The 20,839-nt window shown below is 60.1% G+C and carries 18 protein-coding genes; 5 read left to right on the top strand and 13 right to left on the bottom strand.

Translation table 11 applies throughout. From position 1 onward, the window contains the following. Nucleotides 1-105: 105 nt before the first annotated feature. The 3 genes from ACZ9IM_RS27205 to recQ all read right to left on the bottom strand — a co-directional run bounded on the left by ACZ9IM_RS27205 (nt 106) and on the right by recQ (nt 4,722). On the bottom strand, nt 106-1,911 hold the full coding sequence (locus ACZ9IM_RS27205; protein WP_476225460.1) for a motility hub landmark protein FimV: 1,806 nt from the start codon (nt 1,909-1,911) through the stop codon (nt 106-108). Nucleotides 1,912-2,039: 128 nt separating this feature from the next. After that, on the bottom strand, nt 2,040-2,474 hold the full coding sequence (locus ACZ9IM_RS27200; RefSeq protein ID WP_008074924.1) for a MarR family transcriptional regulator: 435 nt from the start codon (nt 2,472-2,474) through the stop codon (nt 2,040-2,042). Between the two features lie 121 nt (nt 2,475-2,595). After that, complete coding sequence (recQ, locus tag ACZ9IM_RS27195) at nt 2,596-4,722, bottom strand: DNA helicase RecQ (RefSeq protein WP_218394144.1); 2,127 nt, start codon at nt 4,720-4,722, stop codon at nt 2,596-2,598. Between the two features lie 399 nt (nt 4,723-5,121). Here recQ and ACZ9IM_RS27190 point away from each other — a divergent pair, with 399 nt between their 5' ends. From ACZ9IM_RS27190 to lapD, 4 genes are all read left to right on the top strand, one after another. Next, a complete protein-coding gene (locus tag ACZ9IM_RS27190; RefSeq protein WP_205887150.1) occupies nt 5,122-5,709 on the top strand; it encodes a UPF0149 family protein in 588 nt (195 codons plus the stop codon). Nucleotides 5,710-5,719: 10 nt separating this feature from the next. Next, nucleotides 5,720-6,115, top strand: coding sequence for a YbaN family protein (locus ACZ9IM_RS27185; RefSeq protein ID WP_008074929.1), 396 nt, complete (start codon nt 5,720-5,722; stop codon nt 6,113-6,115). Between the two features lie 251 nt (nt 6,116-6,366). Then, on the top strand, nt 6,367-7,074 hold the full coding sequence (gene lapG, locus ACZ9IM_RS27180) for a cysteine protease LapG (RefSeq protein WP_476225459.1): 708 nt from the start codon (nt 6,367-6,369) through the stop codon (nt 7,072-7,074). Between the two features lie 22 nt (nt 7,075-7,096). Beyond that, entirely contained in the window at nt 7,097-9,037 is a 1,941-nt protein-coding gene (gene lapD / locus ACZ9IM_RS27175; RefSeq protein WP_476225458.1) for a cyclic di-GMP receptor LapD, read from the top strand. A gap of 26 nt (nt 9,038-9,063) precedes the next feature. Here lapD and ACZ9IM_RS27170 read toward each other — a convergent pair whose 3' ends face one another. From ACZ9IM_RS27170 to ACZ9IM_RS27150, 5 genes are all read right to left on the bottom strand, one after another. Beyond that, nucleotides 9,064-10,119 (bottom strand): AI-2E family transporter, encoded by a 1,056-nt coding sequence (locus ACZ9IM_RS27170; RefSeq protein ID WP_427625984.1) that lies wholly within the window; start codon nt 10,117-10,119, stop codon nt 9,064-9,066. A 68-nt stretch (nt 10,120-10,187) separates the two neighbouring features. After that, entirely contained in the window at nt 10,188-10,994 is an 807-nt protein-coding gene (locus tag ACZ9IM_RS27165; RefSeq protein ID WP_427625983.1) for a DUF4892 domain-containing protein, read from the bottom strand. Nucleotides 10,995-11,002: 8 nt separating this feature from the next. Next, a complete protein-coding gene (locus tag ACZ9IM_RS27160) occupies nt 11,003-11,662 on the bottom strand; it encodes a glutathione S-transferase family protein (protein WP_008074937.1) in 660 nt (219 codons plus the stop codon). Between the two features lie 50 nt (nt 11,663-11,712). Continuing rightward, on the bottom strand, nt 11,713-12,567 hold the full coding sequence (locus ACZ9IM_RS27155) for an alpha/beta hydrolase (RefSeq protein ID WP_427625982.1): 855 nt from the start codon (nt 12,565-12,567) through the stop codon (nt 11,713-11,715). Beyond that, nucleotides 12,564-13,370, bottom strand: coding sequence for an alpha/beta fold hydrolase (locus ACZ9IM_RS27150; RefSeq protein ID WP_476225456.1), 807 nt, complete (start codon nt 13,368-13,370; stop codon nt 12,564-12,566). The genes ACZ9IM_RS27155 and ACZ9IM_RS27150 overlap by 4 nt, the downstream gene beginning before the upstream one ends. Before the next feature lie 226 nt (nt 13,371-13,596). Here ACZ9IM_RS27150 and ACZ9IM_RS27145 point away from each other — a divergent pair, with 226 nt between their 5' ends. After that, nucleotides 13,597-16,617, top strand: coding sequence for an RHS repeat-associated core domain-containing protein (locus tag ACZ9IM_RS27145; RefSeq protein ID WP_427625981.1), 3,021 nt, complete (start codon nt 13,597-13,599; stop codon nt 16,615-16,617). Nucleotides 16,618-16,637: 20 nt separating this feature from the next. Here ACZ9IM_RS27145 and ACZ9IM_RS27140 read toward each other — a convergent pair whose 3' ends face one another. From ACZ9IM_RS27140 to ACZ9IM_RS27120, 5 genes are all read right to left on the bottom strand, one after another. Then, complete coding sequence (locus ACZ9IM_RS27140; protein WP_008074942.1) at nt 16,638-17,081, bottom strand: hotdog fold thioesterase; 444 nt, start codon at nt 17,079-17,081, stop codon at nt 16,638-16,640. Nucleotides 17,082-17,113: 32 nt separating this feature from the next. Then, nucleotides 17,114-18,781 (bottom strand): AMP-binding protein, encoded by a 1,668-nt coding sequence (locus ACZ9IM_RS27135; RefSeq protein WP_427625980.1) that lies wholly within the window; start codon nt 18,779-18,781, stop codon nt 17,114-17,116. A 194-nt stretch (nt 18,782-18,975) separates the two neighbouring features. Next, nucleotides 18,976-19,428: a phosphohistidine phosphatase SixA gene (sixA, locus tag ACZ9IM_RS27130; protein ID WP_476225455.1), complete on the bottom strand. Its 453-nt coding sequence runs from the start codon at nt 19,426-19,428 to the stop codon at nt 18,976-18,978. Further along, nucleotides 19,425-19,772 carry a DUF4389 domain-containing protein gene (locus ACZ9IM_RS27125; protein ID WP_427625979.1) on the bottom strand — a complete coding sequence of 116 codons (348 nt, stop codon included), beginning with the start codon at nt 19,770-19,772 and terminating at the stop codon, nt 19,425-19,427. The genes sixA and ACZ9IM_RS27125 overlap by 4 nt, the downstream gene beginning before the upstream one ends. A gap of 30 nt (nt 19,773-19,802) precedes the next feature. Beyond that, complete coding sequence (locus tag ACZ9IM_RS27120; protein WP_427625978.1) at nt 19,803-20,828, bottom strand: NAD(P)H-dependent glycerol-3-phosphate dehydrogenase; 1,026 nt, start codon at nt 20,826-20,828, stop codon at nt 19,803-19,805. Nucleotides 20,829-20,839 lie beyond the last annotated feature (11 nt).

The following is a 20,839-nucleotide window of genomic DNA, read 5'->3' as shown; positions in this document are numbered from 1 at the left end:
CATAACCGAAAAGTTCGCAGCCTCGTTGCACACGACAGCTCCTACAGGGATATGTGTACATCTGTAGGAGCTGTCGAGTGCAACGAGGCTGCGATCTTTTGATCTTCAGCGAATACCGGCCAACAGAGTCCGGGCCGTTTCCTTGAGCGGTTCGTCGCCTTCCTTGAGCAACTCGTTAAGCAGTTCGATGGCGCTGTCCAGATCGCCGTCGTCGATGCAGGTCTGGGCCTGTTCGAGTTTGCCCGCGCTGCTCGGCCCGGCCGGTTCAAGATCCATCAACTCAGCACTCAGCGGCTCAAGCTCCAGCAGCTGGCCAGGATCGCTGAATTCGTTGAGAAAGGTCTCGTCCAGAGATTGAGCGTCCGGTTCGGCGATCCATTCAAGCTCCGGCTCGTCCAGCGCCGGCTCCTCGGGCATTTCGAAAACATCGGGCAATACATGCAGATTCGAGGTGAACCCGGGGTCGTCTACCTGCGTTGACTCATTCGACGGTTTAGCGCTGGATGATGAGTTTTCGAAGGGGCTGATCAGGTCCCAATTCGAATCCATCGACAGGTCATCGAGGTTCAACTGGAACTCATCGCTCGGTGCCGCTTCAGGGATTGCAGGCATGGGCGGCGCCACAGCCACGGCGGCGACCACCGGTGCGGCGCTGATCAGTTTCGGATGGCGGGCGCGAATGTCCTGAAGTTGCTGTGCATCGAACCCGGCGTCTCGCAGGCTGCTTTCCTGCGCGTCATACGCTTGCACGTCGCCCTGTTTACCGAGAACTTCCAACAGCTGCACGGCCAGGTCGGTGCGCTGGGGCTCCCTGACCAACGCGTCTCGCAACAAACCAACCGCCTCGGACAAACGGCCATACGCCAGATAGATACCCACCCCTTCCAGCACGTCGCCTGCGGGAATCTCTTCGGCCGATCCGGCTAGCGGTTGCGGCGCCGGACTGGCCGGTTCTGTTGCGCGACTGAGCACCGGCTCATGACGCGACGGCGGTACGGGTAACGGCTCGGGCTGGACCTGAGCCTGAACCTGCTGTCGTTGACGGCGAAGGAATACACCGAGCAATACCAACGCCACCACTGCCAGCAACCCGATGATCAGCAGCCACGGAGTCGGTTCAGACTCCTCTACTGCAACGGGCACCGGCGCCGGCACTGCGGGCACGACCGGCTCTGCCGATGCCTGTTTGACTTCCGCCAGTTGGGTTTGCAGCTCGATCAGCTGTTTTTTCTGGCCGGCAATATGCTCATCCTGTCCCTGAAGCTTCGCATTCAACTCATTGATGGTCGTTTGCAGTTGCTGGTTCTGCAGCACGCTGGCGGCCAGCTGTTCGGCAACAGCATCATTCGCGGGCGCGGCAGCTGGTTTATCGACATCAGGCTTGGGCACCGCCGCCTTCGCAGCAGGTGGCGGTGCTACCGCCGGCTCAACCGACGGGAACGCGGAAGACTGAGGGCGCGGCGCGGGGTCATCGTTGACGGGAACAATGCCCGGTGACCCTGGCGGATCGATCAGCACTGTGTACTCGCGCAGCAAACGCCCATTGGGCTGATTGAGTTGCACCAGAAAATTCAGGAAGGGTTCATTGACCGGTTTGCTGGAGGTTACCCGGATCAGGCTGCGGTTGCCCCGCAGGATCGGTGTGAACTTCAGGTCGTTGAGGAAGAACACCCGCTCAACACCGGCGCGGCTGAACTCGTCCGCCGTCGCCAGGCTGACCGATAGCTCGCCCTCCGCCAGGCCGCCAGCGTCCACCAAAGCAATGTCGGCATTGAACGGCTGATTCAACGCCGAATGTTGGGTGATCTCACCCAACCCGAGCGCAGGGGCCAATGCCGAGTAAGTGACAGCACCACCGACCAGCAGCAGCCTGGTGCAACACCGCAATACAACGTGCCAACTCTCGAGCATGAGCATCCCTTAGATAACCTGAACCAACCTGTACGTATTCGCACATCCGGTACGAACACGATATTGCCTAGTAGTTCTTTATAGTCTGCCCAACGGGGTATCTCAAAAGTCCGGCGCGTGGTTATGCCTCAAGATTTTTCCAGGTTACCCAGGATGTGCCCGTGGACTCGCATGCAGACTTTCAAATCCGCCTCATCAACGCCTTCGAACAGTTCGTGGCGCAATTGAGTGGCAATGGTTTCAATTTGTTCGATCAAGGGCCGGGCCGGGGCACAGAGGACGATTTTTTTTGCCCGACGGTCTTCCAGCACGGATTGGCGTTGCACCAGGCCCTGACTTTCCAGGCTGTCGAGCAGTCGGGCCAGAGTGGGCCCTTCGACGCCAACACTTTGCGCCAGTTCGCGTTGGGTGGGGGCAGTCTCGAAACGTGCCAAATGCAGCAGCACCAGCCAGCGCGCCTGGGACAGACCCAGGCCAGCCAATCGGCGGTCCAGTTCGGCACGCCAGCCCCGAGACATCTGGGCCAGTTGCATGCCAAAGCGGTGTTGATCGGTTAACGGCATAAAACACTCATGGTCAGACTGAAAATAGAGAAAAGCTAATTATTAGTCAGCTAAGCATGACCTTTGGCTATAGGCAAGGCTTGCTCCTGTACTGAATCGTTACATCTATGCCGCAGGTCATTCAGACTTCGAATTCCGACTGCAGGGCGGCACGAACGCAATACAAAACGCCTTCCGGAACTCTTCCCGCGAACAGCGCGGCAATCTCTGATACCGATGGCAACTCGCCCTCGCCGTCGAGGAAAGCGTCCTGAACTTCGCCCATCAACTCTTCAGGCAGGTCCAGCGCCTGTTCCAGTGACAGCTGCTGTTTGCCGATGGCCTCGGCAAGCATTGTGTAAACGTTCTTTTCCGAGCATTGCAGCTGACCGGCGATCTGCAGCGGTGTCATGCCGGCCCGGGCCAGCGTGATCAATTCGTGACGCACATCGGCCACCACTTTCGGCGCCTCGACCTGGCCGCCGAGCACTTCGAGGAAGGCCTCGCCGTAACGTTCCAGTTTGCGCGCGCCGACACCGCTGACCGTGGCCATTTGCGCCAGAGAAGTTGGCTGGCTGCGGAGCATTTCCAGCAGCGTCGAGTCGGGGAAGATGACATACGGCGGCACGCCATGCTCTTCGGCCAGTTTGCGACGCAAGGCACGCAAGGCTTCCCACTGTTCGCGTTCTTCACCGCGAACCAGTTGGCTGGCCTGGCTCTTGCTGCTTTTGGCGGTGGTTTGCGGCTTGAGGTCGCGGCGCAGTTCCAGGGTCACTTCGCCCTTGAGCAATGGCCGGCAGGTATCGCTCAGGCGCAGGCCGCCGTAGCCTTCGAGGTCGATGTCCGCCAGACCACGGGCAACAAGTTGTCGGAACAAGGAGCGCCATTCGCTCTCCCCCATCGCTTTGCCTACGCCGTATACCGACAAATGCTGATGACCGAAGCTGCGGACCTTTTCGTTGTCCTTGCCCAGTAGCACATCGACCAGATGACCGACGCCATAACGCTGACCGGTGCGGTAGATCGCCGACAGCGCCTGACGGGCCGGCTCGGTGGCGTCCCAGGTTTGCACGCCGTCGACGCAGTTGTCGCAGTGGCCGCAGGGCTCGGGCATGTCTTCGTCGAAGTACGCGAGCAGGGTCTGGCGGCGGCAGCGGGTTTCTTCGCAGAGCGAGAGCATGGCGTCGAGCTTATGCTGCTCCAGACGCTTGTGGCGCTCGTCGCCTTCGGAGTTTTGCAGCATCTGCTTGAGCATTACCACGTCTTGCAGGCCGTACGCCATCCAGGCATCCGCCGGCAGGCCGTCACGACCGCCGCGACCGGTTTCCTGGTAATAGGCCTCAAGGGACTTCGGCAAATCCAGGTGCGCGACAAAACGTACGTTGGGCTTGTCGATGCCCATGCCGAACGCCACGGTGGCGACCATGATCAGCCCTTCCTCGTTGAGGAAGCGCTTTTGGTGATGGGCCCGCGTGTCGTTGGGCAGGCCGGCATGGTATGGCAACGCCGGAAAACCTTGCTCGCTGAGGAACACCGCTACTTCATCAACCTTCTTGCGCGACAGGCAGTAAACAATGCCGGCGTCGCTGCGCCGCTCGGCGAGGAACGCCAGCAACTGCTTGCGCGGCTGTTCCTTGGGCACGATGCGATAGAAAATATTGGGGCGGTCGAAACTCGAGAGGAAACGCTCGGCATCCTGCAAATGCAGGCGATCGACGATTTCTTCCCGGGTGCGCTTGTCGGCCGTCGCGGTCAGGGCAATACGCGGGACGCTGGGGAACAATTCCGCCAATTGGCCCAGTTGCAGGTATTCCCGACGGAAATCGTGACCCCATTGGGACACGCAGTGCGCTTCGTCGATGGCGAACAGGGCGATTTCAAGGCTTTGCAGGAAGGCCAGCATGCGTGGCTGAACCAGGCGCTCGGGCGCCAGGTAGAGCATTTTCACCTCGCCGCGCTTGATCCGCGCCGCCAGATCACGCTGTTGCTCAGCGCTCAGCGTGGAGTTCAATGCCGCCGCGGCGACACCCAGCTCTTCGAGGGTCGCGACCTGATCGTCCATCAGCGCGATCAGCGGCGATACCACCACCGCCAGGCCTTCGCGCAGCAGCGCCGGCACCTGGAAGCACAAGGACTTGCCGCCCCCGGTAGGCATCAGCACCAGGGCATCGCCGCCACTGGCCACGCGCTCAATGATTGCACCCTGACGGCCACGGAAACTGTCGTAGCCGAAGATGTCCTTGAGGACGCGTTGAGCCTGTTCGAGCATAAAAACTCCAAAAATCACCGAAACATCCCTGCAAGGCTGGTTCAGAATCATGAAAGCTGCACCGACAAATCGTAAGTGCGCATTGCATGACGCTGCATATCTCAGCCGTGACGCCAGCAGGGCATCACAAAACGCGCGAGTATACCCGAGCCCTCCCCTGCAAAGGGCGCCGCTGAGAAGACGTGTGCAAGCCAACTTGTGGGAGCGAGCCTGCTCGCGATAGCGGTGGGCCAGTCAAATTGATATTGAATGTCATGTCCTCATCGCGAGCAGGCTCGCTCCCACAGGGAATGTGGTATCCCGCATGCCTGCAAAGGCGCAAATACACCGCGCGGCTGGCCCAAGCGCTCAAGAAGGCCTAGAATTCCCGCATCGTATATTCCCCAAGGTAGCCCTTTAATGTCCTTCGCTGAGCAACTAACCCGCCTGCAAGTCTTCCTCGACGCCGACGAGCTGCATGACGAGGCGCTGGACTACGTGGCCGCCCACGGCTACCTCACCGCGCTGTCGATCTGTTCCGAGAGCGTTCCCGACCGTGAATGGATCGACGCGCTCTTCGCCGAAGAGCCGCATTACGCCGACGACACCGAGCGTGAAGCGATCGAATCCACCCTGCTGCTGCTCAAGGCGCACATCGCCCGCCAACTGGCGTCCGACGAAGAGTTCGAGCTGCCATGCGAGCTCGATCTGGGCGACGACCCGGACGATTCCGACCTGCGCGGCTGGTGCATCGGTTTCATGGAAGGCGTGTTCCTGCGCGAAGCGGCCTGGTTCGAAACCGCCGAAGACGAAGTCAGCGAAATGCTGCTGCCGATCATGGTCGGTTCGGGTCTGTTCGACGAACAGCCTGAATTCTCCGACATCGCGGCCGACGCCAACCTGATGGACGACATGATCGTGCAGATCCCGGAAGCCCTGACCGCGCTGTACCTGCTGTGCAACGCGCCAGACGAAAAACCGGCGATTCTCAAGCCACGTCACCACTAAGGTTTTGCCTATGGACAACCCCATAGGCAACCGCCCCCTGATGTTGCGCTACGTGCTGCTGGCCATCGGCTGGCTGAGCGTAGCGTTGGGGGTGATCGGGATTTTCCTGCCGGTGCTGCCCACCACACCGTTCCTGTTGCTGGCGGCCGCCTGTTTCGCCCGCAGCTCGCCGCGTTTCTATCAGTGGCTGGTGGAACATCCACGGCTTGGGCCGTGGGTCCGCGACTACCTGAGCGGCAATGGCATCCCCCTCAAGGGCAAGGTCTACGCCATCGGTTTGATGTGGGCGAGCATCCTGCTTTCCTGCTACCTGGTGCCCCTGCCTTGGGCGCGCGGGTTCATGCTGACCAGTGCAGTGCTGGTGACGGTTTATATCCTCAAGCAGAAAACCCTGCATAAACCCTGATCTCATCTCGGCACGGGGGCTTCTGTGGCGAGGGGGCTTGCCCCCGTTGGGTTGCGAAGCGACCCCAAACCCTGCGACCCAATTTTTCCTGACACACCGCATTAGCTAGTTTTGCGACTGCTGCGCAGCCGAGCGGGAGCAAGCTCCCTCGCCACAGAAAGCAACCCGCCGATGCCTTTCGTCCGATGACCAGCCCTTCCTCGCTGAAAACACCGCCTAGACTTCAGACATCTGCACTCGAGCAGCCAGACATGTCCCGCAGTCCGCGTAGCCCAGGATGGTCAACGCTCCGACTTCGGTTCGGCGGATGGCTGCTGCTGGCGAGTTTTCTGCTGGTCGGGTTGGGCAGTGTCCGGGCTGACCGGGATTTTGCGCAGATTCTGCAAACGGCCGAAAAACGCTACGGCCCCCTTGGCCCGGCTCGGGGGCGGATCGAGGCCTGGAGTCAATTGCTGCAAAGCGAATTGAATCAGCCTGAGCGCGAACAACTGAACGTGGTTAATCGCTTCTTCAATCAACAACTGAATTTTCAGGATGACATGCACATTTGGCGTCAGACTGATTACTGGGCCACGCCGGTGGAATCCTTGATCAAAGCCGCTGGTGACTGTGAAGACTACGCCCTGGCGAAATATTTCAGCCTGCGTCACCTCGGAATTCCCAGCGAGAAACTGCGCATCACCTACGTCAAGGCCCTGAACCAGAATCAGGCGCACATGGTGTTGACCTTCTACAGCAGCCCCACAGCCGATCCGCTGGTGCTGGATAACCTGATCGGCGAGATCCGCCCCGCGTCCCAACGCAAAGACCTGCTGCCGGTGTATGCCTTCAACGCTGAAGGCCTGTACTTGCCGGGAGCCCATGGCGGCAAACGCAGCAGCGACTCGAAAAAACTGTCGCGCTGGCAAGACGTGCTGCAAAAGATGCAAATCGAAGGGTTCGCCGTGGGCGAAGGCTAGCCGCTACAGCAAGGAGCGTTTTATGTCACTGCGCAAACAGTTGTTCCTGGCCATTTGCCTGTTCTTGCTGGTGGCTTTCAGCGGCAGTTTTTTTGTCAGCCTGGAGAGCTCCCGTGAGCAGGTGCTTAGCCAGTTACGCTCCCATGCCCAGGACGCCGCCACGGCGCTGGGCCTGTCATTGACGGCACAGATCGAAGACCCGGCGATGATCGAATTGATGGTCAGCTCGATTTTCGACAGTGGTTATTTCAGCAGCATCCGGGTCATCGACATCGAAAATGAACAGGTGCTGGTGGAACGCAGCGCATCCGCGCAGATAGAAGGCGTTCCGCAGTGGTTTGTGAGCGTGGTCAACCTTCGCCCGCAAGGTGGTGACGCACTGATCACCCGTGGCTGGCAACAGGCGGCGCGAGTCGAAGTGTTGAGCAATCCGCAATTCGCCTTGGCCAAACTCTGGGACAGCAGCCTCGGCAGCCTGATCTGGCTACTGATTTGCGGGCTGCTCAGCGCCGTGTTCGGCGGCTGGTTGTTGCGCCGGCAACTGCGCCCGCTCGACAACATGGTCAAACAGGCAGAAGCCATCAGCAAACGCGAATTCCGCAGTTTGCCGAAACTGCCGCGCACACCGGAGCTCAAACGCGTGGTGCTGGCCATGAACCAGATGGTCGAAAAGCTCAAAGCGCTGTTCGCCGAGGAGGCCGCGCGCAGTGAAAATCTGCGAGCCGAATCTTATCAGGACGCCCTGACAGGCTTGGCGAACCGGCGCTTGCTGGATGAACAATTGGCCGACCAATTACTGGTTTCCGAGCAAAGCCGCGACGGTCATTTGCTGATGCTGCGGATCAATGACCTGATCGGCCTCAACCAACGCTTGGGCGGCCAGCGCACCGATGCCCTGATCGGTGCCGTCGGCGAATTGCTCAAGCGCCTGACGCAACCGCCGGAGCGTCGAACCTGGCTCGCGGCACGCAATCGCGGCGGCGAATTCAGCTTGTTGACCCCTGGCCTGGACAGCAAGGATGCTGCACGCGTGGCCAGCGAAATCAGCGCCACCCTGGAAAACCTGCGTCTTACCGGCGCCAGCGACTGTATGCCGGTGGCGCACCTGGGCGTGGTCGCCTATCACCCCGGCGAACCGACGAGTGAGGTGCTGCTACGCCTCGATCAGGCGCTGACCCAGGCCCGGCAACATCCCGAGCGCCCCTGGATATACCAGGCCCACGCCGATACCGCGCCGAACCATTCCCAACACGACTGGCGCAGCTGGATCGACGAGGCACTGACCGAGGGCAAGATGCAGTTGTATTTCCAACCGGTGGTGCAGTGCGCCGACACCAGCCAGGTGCTGCACCACAAAGTCCTCGCTCGCCTGCTCGATCCGCAGGGCGAGGCAATTGTCGCCGGGCATTTCCTGCCGTGGATCGAACGCCTTGGCTGGTCGGCGCGATTCGATCTGGCGATGCTCGAAACAACCCTCGAATACCTGGCCGCCAACCGTTGGCCCCTTGCGCTGAGTCTGTCCGGCAGTACCCTGCGCGATCAGGCGCAGCTGCAACATATCCTCGACCTGCTCGAATCACTGCCAGAACTCGCGCCGCTGCTGATCCTGGAAATCGACGAACGCCAACTGCCGCCCCCCGAAGAACTGCAACGCCTGAGCCACAGCCTGCTCAACACCGGTTACCGCATCGGGTTGCAGCATTTCGGCGGCAGCTTCAGCCAGATCGGTAACCTGACGCAACTGGGGCTGGCTTACCTGAAAATCGACGGCGCCTACATACGGGGTATCGATGAACAGACTGACAAGCGCCTGTTCATCGAGGCGATTTTCCGAGCGACCAACAGCATTGATTTGCCGTTGATTGCCGAGATGGTGGAAACGCAGGGCGAATTGGAGGTAATTCGGGAGCTGGGTTTGTTTGGGGTGATGGGAAGATTGATTGGACCGCCGGAGCCGATGTGAGTCAGCCGCGAGCTGGCTCGCACAGGTCAGGGCCGGCGATCCTCAACCCGAACCTGACTCTTGCTCCAATCGGTCAGCAGGCTGTAAGCCACGGCCAGTAATGTCGGGCCGATGAACAAGCCGATAAATCCAAACGCAATCAACCCGCCAAATACCCCGAGCAGCACAATCACCAATGGCAAATTCCCGCCCCGGCTGATCAGGTACGGCTTAAGTACGTTGTCGACACCGCTGATAATGAACGTCCCCCAACAGCCAAGGAACACCGCCATCCCGTACTCCCCTTTCCAGGCCAACCACGCCGTGGCTGGAATCCACACCAACGGCGGCCCCATCGGAATCAGGCTGAGCAGGAAGGTCACGATCCCCAGCACCAACGCCCCGGGTACACCGGCAATCAGGAAGCCGATCAACGCCAATACTGCCTGAGCCGCCGCTGTGCCGATCACCCCATTGACCACCCGCTGTACGGTGCCCGCCACCAACTCGATGTAATAGCCGGCGCGGTCACCGATCAGCCGTTCCAGCAACCCATGGACAAACACCGCCAACCGTGGCCCGTCGCGGTAGAAAAAGAACACGAAAACAATACTCAACGTCAGCTCGAGAATCCCGCCGCCGATCTGCGCACTGCGCGCCAGCAACCAGTTACCGACCTGCCCCAGATAAGGCTTGATCGCCAGCATCATCGCCGCGCCTTGCTGATCGATGCTGTTCCAGATACCCACCAACCGCTCGCCGACCAAGGGAATACCGCCCAGCCAGGTCGGCGCCTCAGGCAGTCCATCGACCTGTAAATCCTTGATGAGCGCCGTGGCGTCGCGCACATGATCCGCCAGATTGAACCCCAGCCACACCAGCGGCACCGCCACCAGCACCATCCAGCCGAGTGTCAGTACCAGCGCCGCCAGGGATTCACGGCCATTGAGCCAACGGGTCAACAAACGCATCAGCGGCCAACTGGCAAACGCCAGCACCGCGCCCCAGAACAGCGCCGACCAGAACGGCGCCATCACCCAAAAGCTCGCGCCAAACAGCACCAGGAGCAGAATTTGCACCAACAGCCGATCGTTATTGGGCATGTAAAGTCTCGAAAAAGTCAGTCAGCAAAGAGTAGGCGAATGCGCAGAACGCGCTCGCCCAATGAAGCTTATCGCAACAGTTCGAAGTGCAAGCCAGAGCCTTCGACGCTGCCGGTTTCCATCCGTGCCGCCCGTACGCCCTGGCCGATCAGCGCCTGACGCCAGGTTTCGGCATTGGGCCCCGAAACATTAACGCGCAGTGTGGTGTCCAGGTTCAGGCCTCGGGAAATCAGACGCAGCCAGGTTTCGTCCGGGTCGCCGCCGAGCTTGGGGAAATCGAGTTTTCCAGTGCTTTTTAGCTGTCGCAGCAAGGTCGCGGAAGTGGGCACCAAATCGCCCAATGGTGCAGCAGCGTCGAACTGCTCGACGTGCAGATAGGCTTTGCGATTGCCGCGAGTGATGCCGTAAAGCGCCACCAGTGTGTTGTCTTGAGGGGCTGCCAGACGCAGCAGCAGATAAGCCTGCTGATTATCGGCGCCATACAGCTTGGCGTTGCCGAAGACTTCATTGGCCCACAGACTGCTTTCGCCACAATCCCGGGCCTGGCACCAGAATAGCAACTCGGCGCCCTGTTTCTGCAAGGCTTCGCGAGCGGTGGTGAAGGCATCGGTCGAGGAATGCTCCGGTGGCAACTCGTAAGTCACCGAGGTGGTTTGACCCCGGGCGGTGACTTGGCCGTCAAAGCGCAGCTGGCCACTGATCTTGCGGATCGAACCCAGAGGGTAGATCCGCTCAAGCTCGACAGCCGGGCGATAGTCGACGATCTGCGCATCGGCCATACGCGGCACGATCGGCAAGTCCTGACTGCCAGGGATATCAGCGGCAAATAACAGAGGACTGAAACAACACAGCGCCAGAAGACTGAGAGAACGCATGGATAGACTCATCGAATCAGCATGGCCTGGGCGCCCTTGATGACACTGTCGTCATCGATGCGCTCGGGCACCAGTAGACCGCGTTGTACCGCAGGGCGTGCGTCCATGGTCGCCATCCAGCGCTGCAAGGCTGACAAGCCATCCACCGCGACACCGGACCATTCATGGCCACGGACCCACGGATAAGTGGCAATGTCGGCAATGCTGTATTCGCCCGCCAGAAACTCTACGGCTTGCAGACGCGTGTCCAGCACTTCATACAGGCGCCGGGTTTCGTGTTGATAACGGTCGATGGCGCCCTGGAGTTTTTCCGGGAAATAACGGAAAAACACATTGGCCTGGCCCTGCATCGGCCCGATTCCGCCCATCTGGAACATCAGCCACTGCAACACCACCGAGCGCCCTTTCGGGTCCTGGGGCAGCAGTTTGCCGGTCATCTCGGCGAGGTAAATCAGGATCGCACCGGACTCGAACACGGCGAAATCGCCATTGGCGCGGTCGACAATCGCCGGAATCCGTCCATTGGGATTGATCTTGAGAAAGTCCGGGGACTTCTGTTCCTTTTTGTCGAAACTCAAGGCATGCACCGTGTAGGGCAGGCCGAGTTCCTCGAGCACGATAGAGACCTTGTGGCCATTCGGGGTCGCAGCGGTGTACAGATCTATCATGGTTGTCTCCCATTTCAACCCGCCCAGCCTCGACAGTTGCCCGACGCAAGTCAAGGAATGGCGAAGAACCGATTGAAACAGTCTGCGACAAGGTCTGCACCGGATTCGTCATTCAGGTGCAAATGATGGCCGCCAGGCAACTGTTCCCGGCTAAAGGGTAGACGCTCCAGCAACTCTGGATGTTTGGCGAGCATGCCGTCAGCTGCAACCACCAGGTGTGCGGGACAACCGACGCGCTGGACGAAGGCCATCGCCTGTTCCGTGGTCAGACGTAGCGGCGATGGCAGGGTCAGGCGGTTGTCGGTGCGCCAGGTATAACCGCCCGGCACCGGCATCAAGCCGCGCTGGGCCAGCAGTTCGGCGGCTTCGCGACTGACCGCCACCAAGCCTTTCATTCGTGCTTCGATGGCGCGGTCGAGGGTGTTGTAGACCGGCTTGCGTTTTTCCCGCAGATCCAGCTGCGCTTGCAGGGCCATGCCCATGCGCTCGGCGGCGTTTTCGCCTTTGTCTGTAGGAGGAATGACGCCGTCGATCAAGGCCAGATGCGTGACCCGCTCCGGCAACGACCCGGCCAGCACCAGCGAGACGATCGCCCCCAGGGAATGTCCCAGCAGCGCAAAACGTTTCCACCCCAACTGCTCGGCTACTTGCAGCACATCGTGGGCGTAGTCCCACAGCGCGTAACCGGCGCCGTTCGGTCGATGCCCCGAGTGACCATGCCCGGCCATGTCCAGCGCAATGATGCGCAAGCCTTTGAGTTTGGGCGCCAGCCGGGCAAAGCTGTTGGCGTTGTCCAGCCAGCCGTGCAAGGCGATCACCGGCAAGCCGTCCTCGGGACCGAACAGGTGCGCCGCCAACTCGATATGCGGCAGGCTCAGGCGAACTTCTTCGACGCCGCTGTTCATGCGCAATCCTGTTGGCTGCGACCTTCCCAGCGACTGAACAGATTCTTCAGCAGCGTGGCCGTGTCTTGTGGACGTTCGAGGGGAAACATATGGCCGCCGGGCATGGTCAAGGATTCGCCCAGGGGCATGCGCCCGACGGAACGGGCGTGATGACGCATCACCACGCGGCTCTTGTGCCCGCGAATCACCGCCAGCGGCACTTTCAACTGCCGTGCACGGCCGGGGCTGGTGTGGGGCACGCCGCGGTAGATGCTGATTTCCGTGGCCGGGTCGAAACGCAGGCGCAGCTTGCCGCCGACATTGTGCAACCCATGTTGAAGATAGGCGTCGAAGCATTCCGGATCAAAGCCACGAAACAGGGTTTTACCGGCGAAATACAGGCGGGCCGCGTCCAGATCGGCGAACTCTTCCCGTCGTCCCAATGTGCGGCCGGCCGGGGTCAGGCGATCGATGAAACCGAAGCGCTTGGCGGCGCGGATTACCCATTGATCGGCGCGGGTCAGCACCGGCGAATCGAGCATCACCACGCCGCGATACAGCTCAGGGCAACGCAACGCGGCGTGCAAATGCAGAACGCCGCCAAAGGAATGGCCGACGCCCCAGACCGGCTCCGGTTGCTGCTTGAGGTGATGAATCAGCTCATCCACCAGGTTGTTCCAGTTGTCGTCCGCCGGAAAACGCGGGTCATGGGCGTGCTGCTCCAGATGCGTCACTTGATACTCGGGCGCCAGCGCTGCGAACAACTTGCCGTAGGTCCCCGAAGGAAAGCCATTGGCGTGGGCGAAAAATATCTGTTGCGACATTCCGGCAGATCCATGTGCAAAAAAACAGAGGTTGATTGTCCGTAAGACCGTGTCCTACAGCAATGACCGTAACTGACAGGAATGATGACAGCGTCGTTTCATCGATGAAAAACAATCCGGGCATTCGTCGAACACCTCACTTACCTGTTATTTCTGACAGTTGACACGTCGGGAGCAACCGCGAGTAACTGTGTCCGACTCGAAGCTGTTCCAGGAGGCTGCTTCCATGCATACAAGAACCCCGACAGTTTCCGTGAAGGATCCGCGAGGGCTCAATGTCGCCACTGTGTCGTACTACCGTGACACACCCGGTGAGACAGCAGAGCCTCGGATTTACCGTCAATCCTATAACGCCGCAGGTCGCCCGACGATCAGCCGTGACCCTCGCCTGTTCAAGCTGCTTGAGACCGAGCCGGACGCCCGGCCAAACCTGATGACAGTTTTCAGCCTCACGGGTGCGCCTCTCTACAGTGACAGCGTGGATGCGGGAAGCCGGCTGACCCTGTCCGGTGTAGCCGGGCAAAACCTCATCGGCTGGGACAGTCTGCTCACTCAGGTTCGAACCGAATACGACCTGTTGCTGCGCCCGGTCAAAACCGTCGAGCAGGCTCAAGGCACACCCGCAAGAAACCGTTCGTTTTACACTTATGGCGACAACTCCCCGGAATCTGCTTCGCACAATCAATGCGGTCAGTTGATCCGTCATGACGACAGTGCCGGCACTGTGCTCTTCAATGACTTCGCGCTGACGGGCGGAGTCAGTTCCCAGACCCGGCATTTTCTCACGGCGTTGGACGAGCCGGACTGGCCCGCTGACGAAGCCCAAAGAGACCTGTTGCATGAAGCCGGTGACGGCGCGGTCACCCGCACTGGCTATAACGCCTTGGGGGATACAGTCAGCCAGGAAGATGCGCAGGGCAACGTCCAGTTCTCGGATCTGAACGTCGCCGGCCAACTCGGCCAGATTCGCCTGAAACTCTCAGGACAAACCCATGACACATTGCTGCTGAGCGACATTCGATACAACGCTTTCGCCAACATCGTGCGCCAGACCGCCGGCAATGGCGTGATCAGCGAAAATCGATACGACCCGCAGGACGGTCGACTGCTGGAAATCAGCGCCGGGCTTGCTGGTCAACCACTGCTGCAACATCTGCTGTACCGCTATGATCCGGTCGGCAATATCCTCAGCATCAACGACATGGCCCAGCGCACCCGCTTTTTTCGTAACCAGAAGATCGAACCGGTCAGCACGTTCACCTATAACAGTTTGTATCAGCTGATAGAGGCCACCGGCTGGCAGCGGATCAACACCCAGAACGGCCCGCAGGAGCCTGTCTTTGCGTCGCCACCGGATCCTGGGCAACTGGAAAACTACCGCCAGAGGTACACCTACGATCCCGGTGGCAACCTCACGACACTGGTTCATAGCGCTGCCAGCCACAGCTGGACACAGCAGATGGCGATTTCGAAATACAGCAATCGGGGGCTGGCGCAAAAGGCTGACGGCGGGCTGCCCGGCGAGGATGAAATTACCGCCGGATTTGATGCCAATGGCAATAAAAGACAGTTGCAGCCAGGCCAGGATCTGAGCTGGAGCCTGAACAACCGTCTGCGCCGTGTTGATCAGGTGGTGCGCGAGAACGCACCGGACGACAGCGAACTGTATGTTTACGACGACGCCGGTCAGCGTAGGCGGAAAATTCGCCTCGTCCACAGTGGCTCCTCAACACGAACGCACGAGACACGGTATTTGCCGGACCTGGAAATACGCCAGGCACCGAGAGAAACATTGCACGTTATTTCGGTGCAGGCCGGACGCTGCGCCGTCCAGGTTCTGCACTGGACCTCCGGTGGCCCCGGCGCCGATCAGTATCGTTACAGCCTGAGCAATCATTTGGGCTCCAATACATTGGAACTCGGACAACACGCCGAGCTGATCAGCGAGGAAAACTACTCCCCCTATGGCGGCACTTCATGGTGGGCCGGCCCGGACAAGGTGCAGGCCAGCTACAAGACCCGGCGATACTCAGGCCAGGAACGTGATGCCACCGGACTGTACTACTACGGGCAACGATACTACGCCCACTGGTGGGGGCGCTGGCTCAACGCCGACCCGGCAGGCACTGCCGATGGCTTGAATCTGTTTGCCATGGTGCACGGCAATCCGGTCAGGTTTGTCGATCTGCAAGGACTGGCGGGGATCGACACCGTCAAGGCGATGGCTGCGACGGCGGCCCGAGAACTGCCGAGCGCCTTGATCGCCGCCACCGTGCAATATGCAATGACCGCGTTTATTTCGCCCATGAGCGTGGGAGTGACAATTACTGGCGCTACAGCGGGTGCAATCACGGGCGGCATCAGCGGTTATGCGAGCGCCAACTGGGCCCAATCTCCAATCTCCGTCGATGATCCTGACAGTTGGGGGCCTGTGCTTGCGAAAGTCGGCGGTGCCGCTTTGGGCGCAGCGCTGGGGGCGGCACCTTCCTTGCTCGGAATGCTCGATCCAAAAGGTAATACGGCAGCCGTCACTCAAATCGGCAGCGCTTTCGGTACAACGTTTCGCGAACTGACCTCCCAACATCTTGCCAATGCCGGCCCGAGCAACCCCTCCGTCGGCCGCGCAGACTTCGTAACCGGACTTGCCAGCATGGGCGCCGTGGGGGTCGTTGGAGGTGCCATGGGCTATGGTGGCTCGGTGCTGTTCGGGGCCGAGCCTACGGGTAAAGCCCTACAGTCCATCCTTGCGGGCTCTACGGCGACGGCGGCCGGTGCGGCCGGCGCTTCCGGTGTAAGGGGACTGCGGGGCACGCCAACCAAACCGTCCAAAGGCGGTGGGCCTACATTCGACCTATCAAAAGCTGTCGTCGGATACAGCAGTCGGCATTTCTTTTCCTCACTCGGACAAATAGCCAATCTGGCCGTCGCGCAGATACCGGGATACAGCGGATTGGACCTAAACACTCAAGCTGCGGTGAGTCGAGCGATCAGTAACGCCATCAGCGACTTGCGTTCGACCTTCGTGACCACCGCAACACCTGGCTTGAGTGCAGAACTGGGGCAAACGTCCTGGGATCTGGAAAAGAACACGGTCGGCACCGGCATCACCCGAGAGGACGTGCCGACTTCAAGCAATGCGGACTATGACCCGGCAGCCACCGAAATCTTCTACATGACTAGCGAGACGACGCGCAGGCAACGTAGCTACTCACGTTCCAATCTGTCCCATCAGATGACACACATGTGAACGCAGCGGCTGTATCGCTATCAACGAGACGGCGGTTGTTCCCCCAACGGAACAACCGCCATGGTCAGCCGCGACACACAACTGGCCTTCCCTTCATCACTGCTCAACCGAATATCCCAGACATGGGTGGTGCGACCGATGTGAATCGCCTTGGCCACCGCCGTCACTCGCCCACTGCGCAGACCGCGTAAATGGTTGGCGTTGATTTCCAGCCCCACGCAATAAAACTTGCTGGCGTCGATGCACAGGTAACTGGCCATCGAGCCGACGGTTTCGGCCAACACCACCGAGGCGCCGCCGTGCAGCAAACCAAAGGGCTGATGCGTGCGATGGTCGATGACCATACTGGCAGTCAGGGACTCGTCATCGAAGGCTTCAAAGCGAATATCCAGCACTTCGCTGATGGTATTTTTCCCGATTGCGTTCAACTGCTCGACGTTGGGAATGGTGCGCCACAGACTCATCGTTACGTTCCTTTGCTGGAGTTGTTCGTGGCTCAATCCTGCCACAGCACCGCCTCGCTACGCTCGCTCCATTCTTCAAAGCGTGCACCGTAAGCGGCTTCGATCATGTTGCGTTTGATCTTCAGGGTCGGTGTCAGGAAGCCGTTTTCCACCGCCCAACTGTCCTTGACCACCACCAATCGACGCAAGCGCTCATGCCTGTCGAGGACGCCGTTAACCTCCTCCAGCAGTTTTTCCAGGCTTGAATGCAAGCCCGCCCGGGCCGATCCCTTCGCGTCCTGCTGACCGACTGCCGACAGCACGCACAACCCCAGTGGTGCGCTCAGCCCATCGCCAACCACGCACACTTGTTCGATCCGCGCATGCACCGCCAGGCGATTTTCAATCGGTGCGGGGGCGACGTATTTGCCTTTGCTGGTTTTGAAAATTTCCTTCAGGCGCCCGGTCAGGCGCAGGTTGCCTTCGGCATCTTCCTCACCCTTGTCACCGGTGCGCAGGAAACCGTCCTCGGTGATGGCTTCGGCGGTTTTCCCAGGTTCCTTGAAATAGCCGAGCATGGTCGCGCCGCTGCGCACCAGTACTTCGCCAGACGGTTCGATGCGCACTTCGACTTCCGGGCATGGCTTGCCGATCCAGCCGGGTTTGTTCTGACCCGGCAGGCCGATGTGGGAATAACCGCAGCTTTCGGTCATGCCGTACACCTCCAGCACATCCAGCCCCAGTTTTCGGTACCAGAGCAGCAAGGTCTGCGGCACTGGCGCCGCGCCGGACAAGGCGATGCGCAAGGCGTCCAGCCCCAGCCCGGCAAGGACTTTGTGCCCTACCCGTTTGCCAATGAAGGGCAAGCCGAGCAGGAAGTCGAGGCGTTTAGCCGGGATCTTGCTGTAGACGCCCATCTGGAATTTGGTCCAGATTCGCGGCACGCCGAACAGCGCGGTCGGCCGGGCACGTTTTAGATCAGTGATAAAGGTATCGAGGCTCTCGGCAAAAAATACCGTTTGCCCGGTATAAATCGACGCCAACTCGACAAACATCCGTTCGGCGACGTGGCACAGCGGCAGGTAGGACAGCAGGCGATCCGACTCATTCAGGCCAAACAACTGCGTGCCACGAGTGGTGGCAAATCCCAAGTTGCCAAAACTGTGCATCACGCCTTTGGGTTGGCCCGTGGTGCCAGAGGTGTAAATAACAGTCGCCAGTTGATCGGCGGTGGGTTTGGGGTCGTCCTGAATCGGCGAGCTGCGCTGCAGATCGGCCCAGCTGAAATCGAAGGTGCCGGCCGGGCACAGCGGCAGGCTGATGGTTGGCAGATCGGACCTGACCCCGGCGGACATGCCCGGCCAGTCATCCAGCTTGCCGATGAACACCAGTGCGGCTTCGGAATGGTCGAGTACCTGGGCCACGGAATCGGCGGTCAGATTGGGATACAGCGGCACCGAGACATGCCCCGCCATCCAGATCGCCAGGTCGGCGATGATCCAGTGGGCGCAGTTTTTCGAGATCAGCGCGATGTGGCTGCCTTGTGGCAATTCGCGAGCCCGCAGCCAGTGGGCGGCACAGCGCGCCTGATGGCCGACGTCGGCCCAGGTCAACGTCTCGACCTGGCCGCCCCCCGTCGGCTGGACCAGAAAGCGCTGGCGGGAATGACGGGTTTCACGCTCGTAGAAGGCGTCCAATGGCAAACGGAAAGCAGCAGACATGCGACTTGCTCCATTATTTTTTGTCTGGAGCAAGCGTAGTCAACCAAGCAAGTGCTTGGTTGACTATTTCACACAAAAATCAGCAACGACACCGGTCCTGTGGGAGCCGGGCTTGCCCGCGATGCAGGCGCTGCGGTTTATCAGGCAGACCTAAGGGATGCCATCGCGGGCAAGCCACGCTCCCACAAAAACGGTTACGGGTGCTTGATGCCGTTGAGCTTCATCGACCCGATCAGCAGTTCATTGTTCTCAAGCTCAGCCAGGCCGGCGGTGCTGACTTTTTCCGGTGGATGGCCGGCGCCATGCTGCAGATAGCTCAGCAAGTTGCCCACCAGCGGATTGTGACTGACCAACAGGACTTCACTCACCGATACGAGCTGCTCCGCCACCTTGTCCGGATCGGTATCCGGGGTCAGCCAGTCGACGGTGCGAATCTCCGGCGCGAAACCGAGCACCGTGCGCACAATTTCTGCCGTCTCCTGCGCTCGCTGATAAGGACTGGCATAAATGGCAGTGAGTGGCTGGCCGATCAATTGGGCCGCAGCACGCAACACCTCTTCACGGCCGTGGGCGGTCAATGTCCGCTCGGAGTCGGGGCGAGTACCGTGAGGTTCGGCTTCACCATGACGCAATACCCAGAGTTTCATAGCTTCGGTTCCTCATCTCGGGCCGGGTGCGGTGCTGGCGCCACAACGTGCGGGGCTTCACCTTCCGGTGTACGCGGCGTCGGCCAGTCGGCGAACGGCCAGGGCTTCTGGTCGCTGTGAAAGCTGCCGAATCGACCGATCTGCGCCAGAAACTGGCTCAGGCTGTCGCCGAAATTCATCAAGCTGGCGCTCGGTGCGCCATAAATCAAACGATAGATCAGCTGTACAAACACCACCGCACCGAGGATCAATTGCGCCACTTGCCAGACCAGCACATAGACAATCATCCACAGCACCCGCAGCAGGATGGATTCGTACCTGGCTTCTACCTTCGGATCATTCATGTTTCGCTCCCTGCCCTGTAGATGGGGTATTTAGTTGAAACCGCTGGTGGAGATAAAATCGACGTCGGTTTTAGGCTCGGCACGCATCAGTAGACCGATGACCTGCTCCAGCGTGCGCCCTTCGAAGAGGATGGCATGCAATCCGGCGACCAGCGGCATATACACGCCCGCGTCCTGCGCCTTGGCCTTGAGTACCTTCAGGGTGTTCACGCCTTCGGCGACTTCGCCAAGACGCGTCACCGCATCCTCAAGGCTCAACCCCTGACCGAGGGCAAACCCGACCTGATAATTCCGGCTTTTGGGCGACGAGCACGTCACGATCAAGTCGCCCACGCCCGCCAGCCCAAGGAACGTCATCGGGTTGGCGCCCTGATTCACCGCGAAGCGGGTCATTTCCGCCAATGCCCGGGTGATCAGCATGCTCTTGGTGTTTTCACCCATGCCCAACGCCACCGCCATGCCGGCGATGATCGCGTAAACGTTTTTCAACGCCCCGCCCAACTCCACGCCATAGCGGTCGGCGCTGGCGTACACACGAAAGGTCTTGCCGTGCAGCGCTTCCTGGACTCTTTGGCAAAGCTCTTCGTCTTCGCTGGCGACCACCGTGGCGGTCAGCGCGTGTTCGGCGATTTCACGGGCCAGATTCGGGCCCGACAGCACGCCGATGCGCGCTTGCGGGGCGATTTCTTCAAGGATCTCGCTCATCAGCTTGAACGTATGGGCTTCGATGCCTTTGGTCAGGCTCACCAGCAGTTTGCCGCTCAAACGTTCGGCGTGAGGGACCAGCACCGAGCGCAGCGCGCTGGACGGCAGCGCGACGAAGCACAGGTCGCAGGCCTCCAGGGTGGCTTGCAGGTCTGTGACCGCTTCCACTGCCGGAAGAATCTTGATGCCTTTGAGGTAACGTGGGTTCTCACGATTGACCCGAATGGCCTCGGCCTGTTCCGGGTCGCGCATCCACAGCCGGACCTGATGCCCATTCTCGGCCAACAGATTAGCCACGGCGGTACCAAAACTTCCGCCTCCCAGGACCGCAATTGGGCGCTGTTCAGTCATATGCAATCCGT

This window comes from Pseudomonas sp. TE12508 (assembly GCF_056279485.1).
The sequence above is the reverse complement of the archived record's forward strand: the minus strand, read 5'-3'. Positions and strand labels throughout refer to the sequence as shown.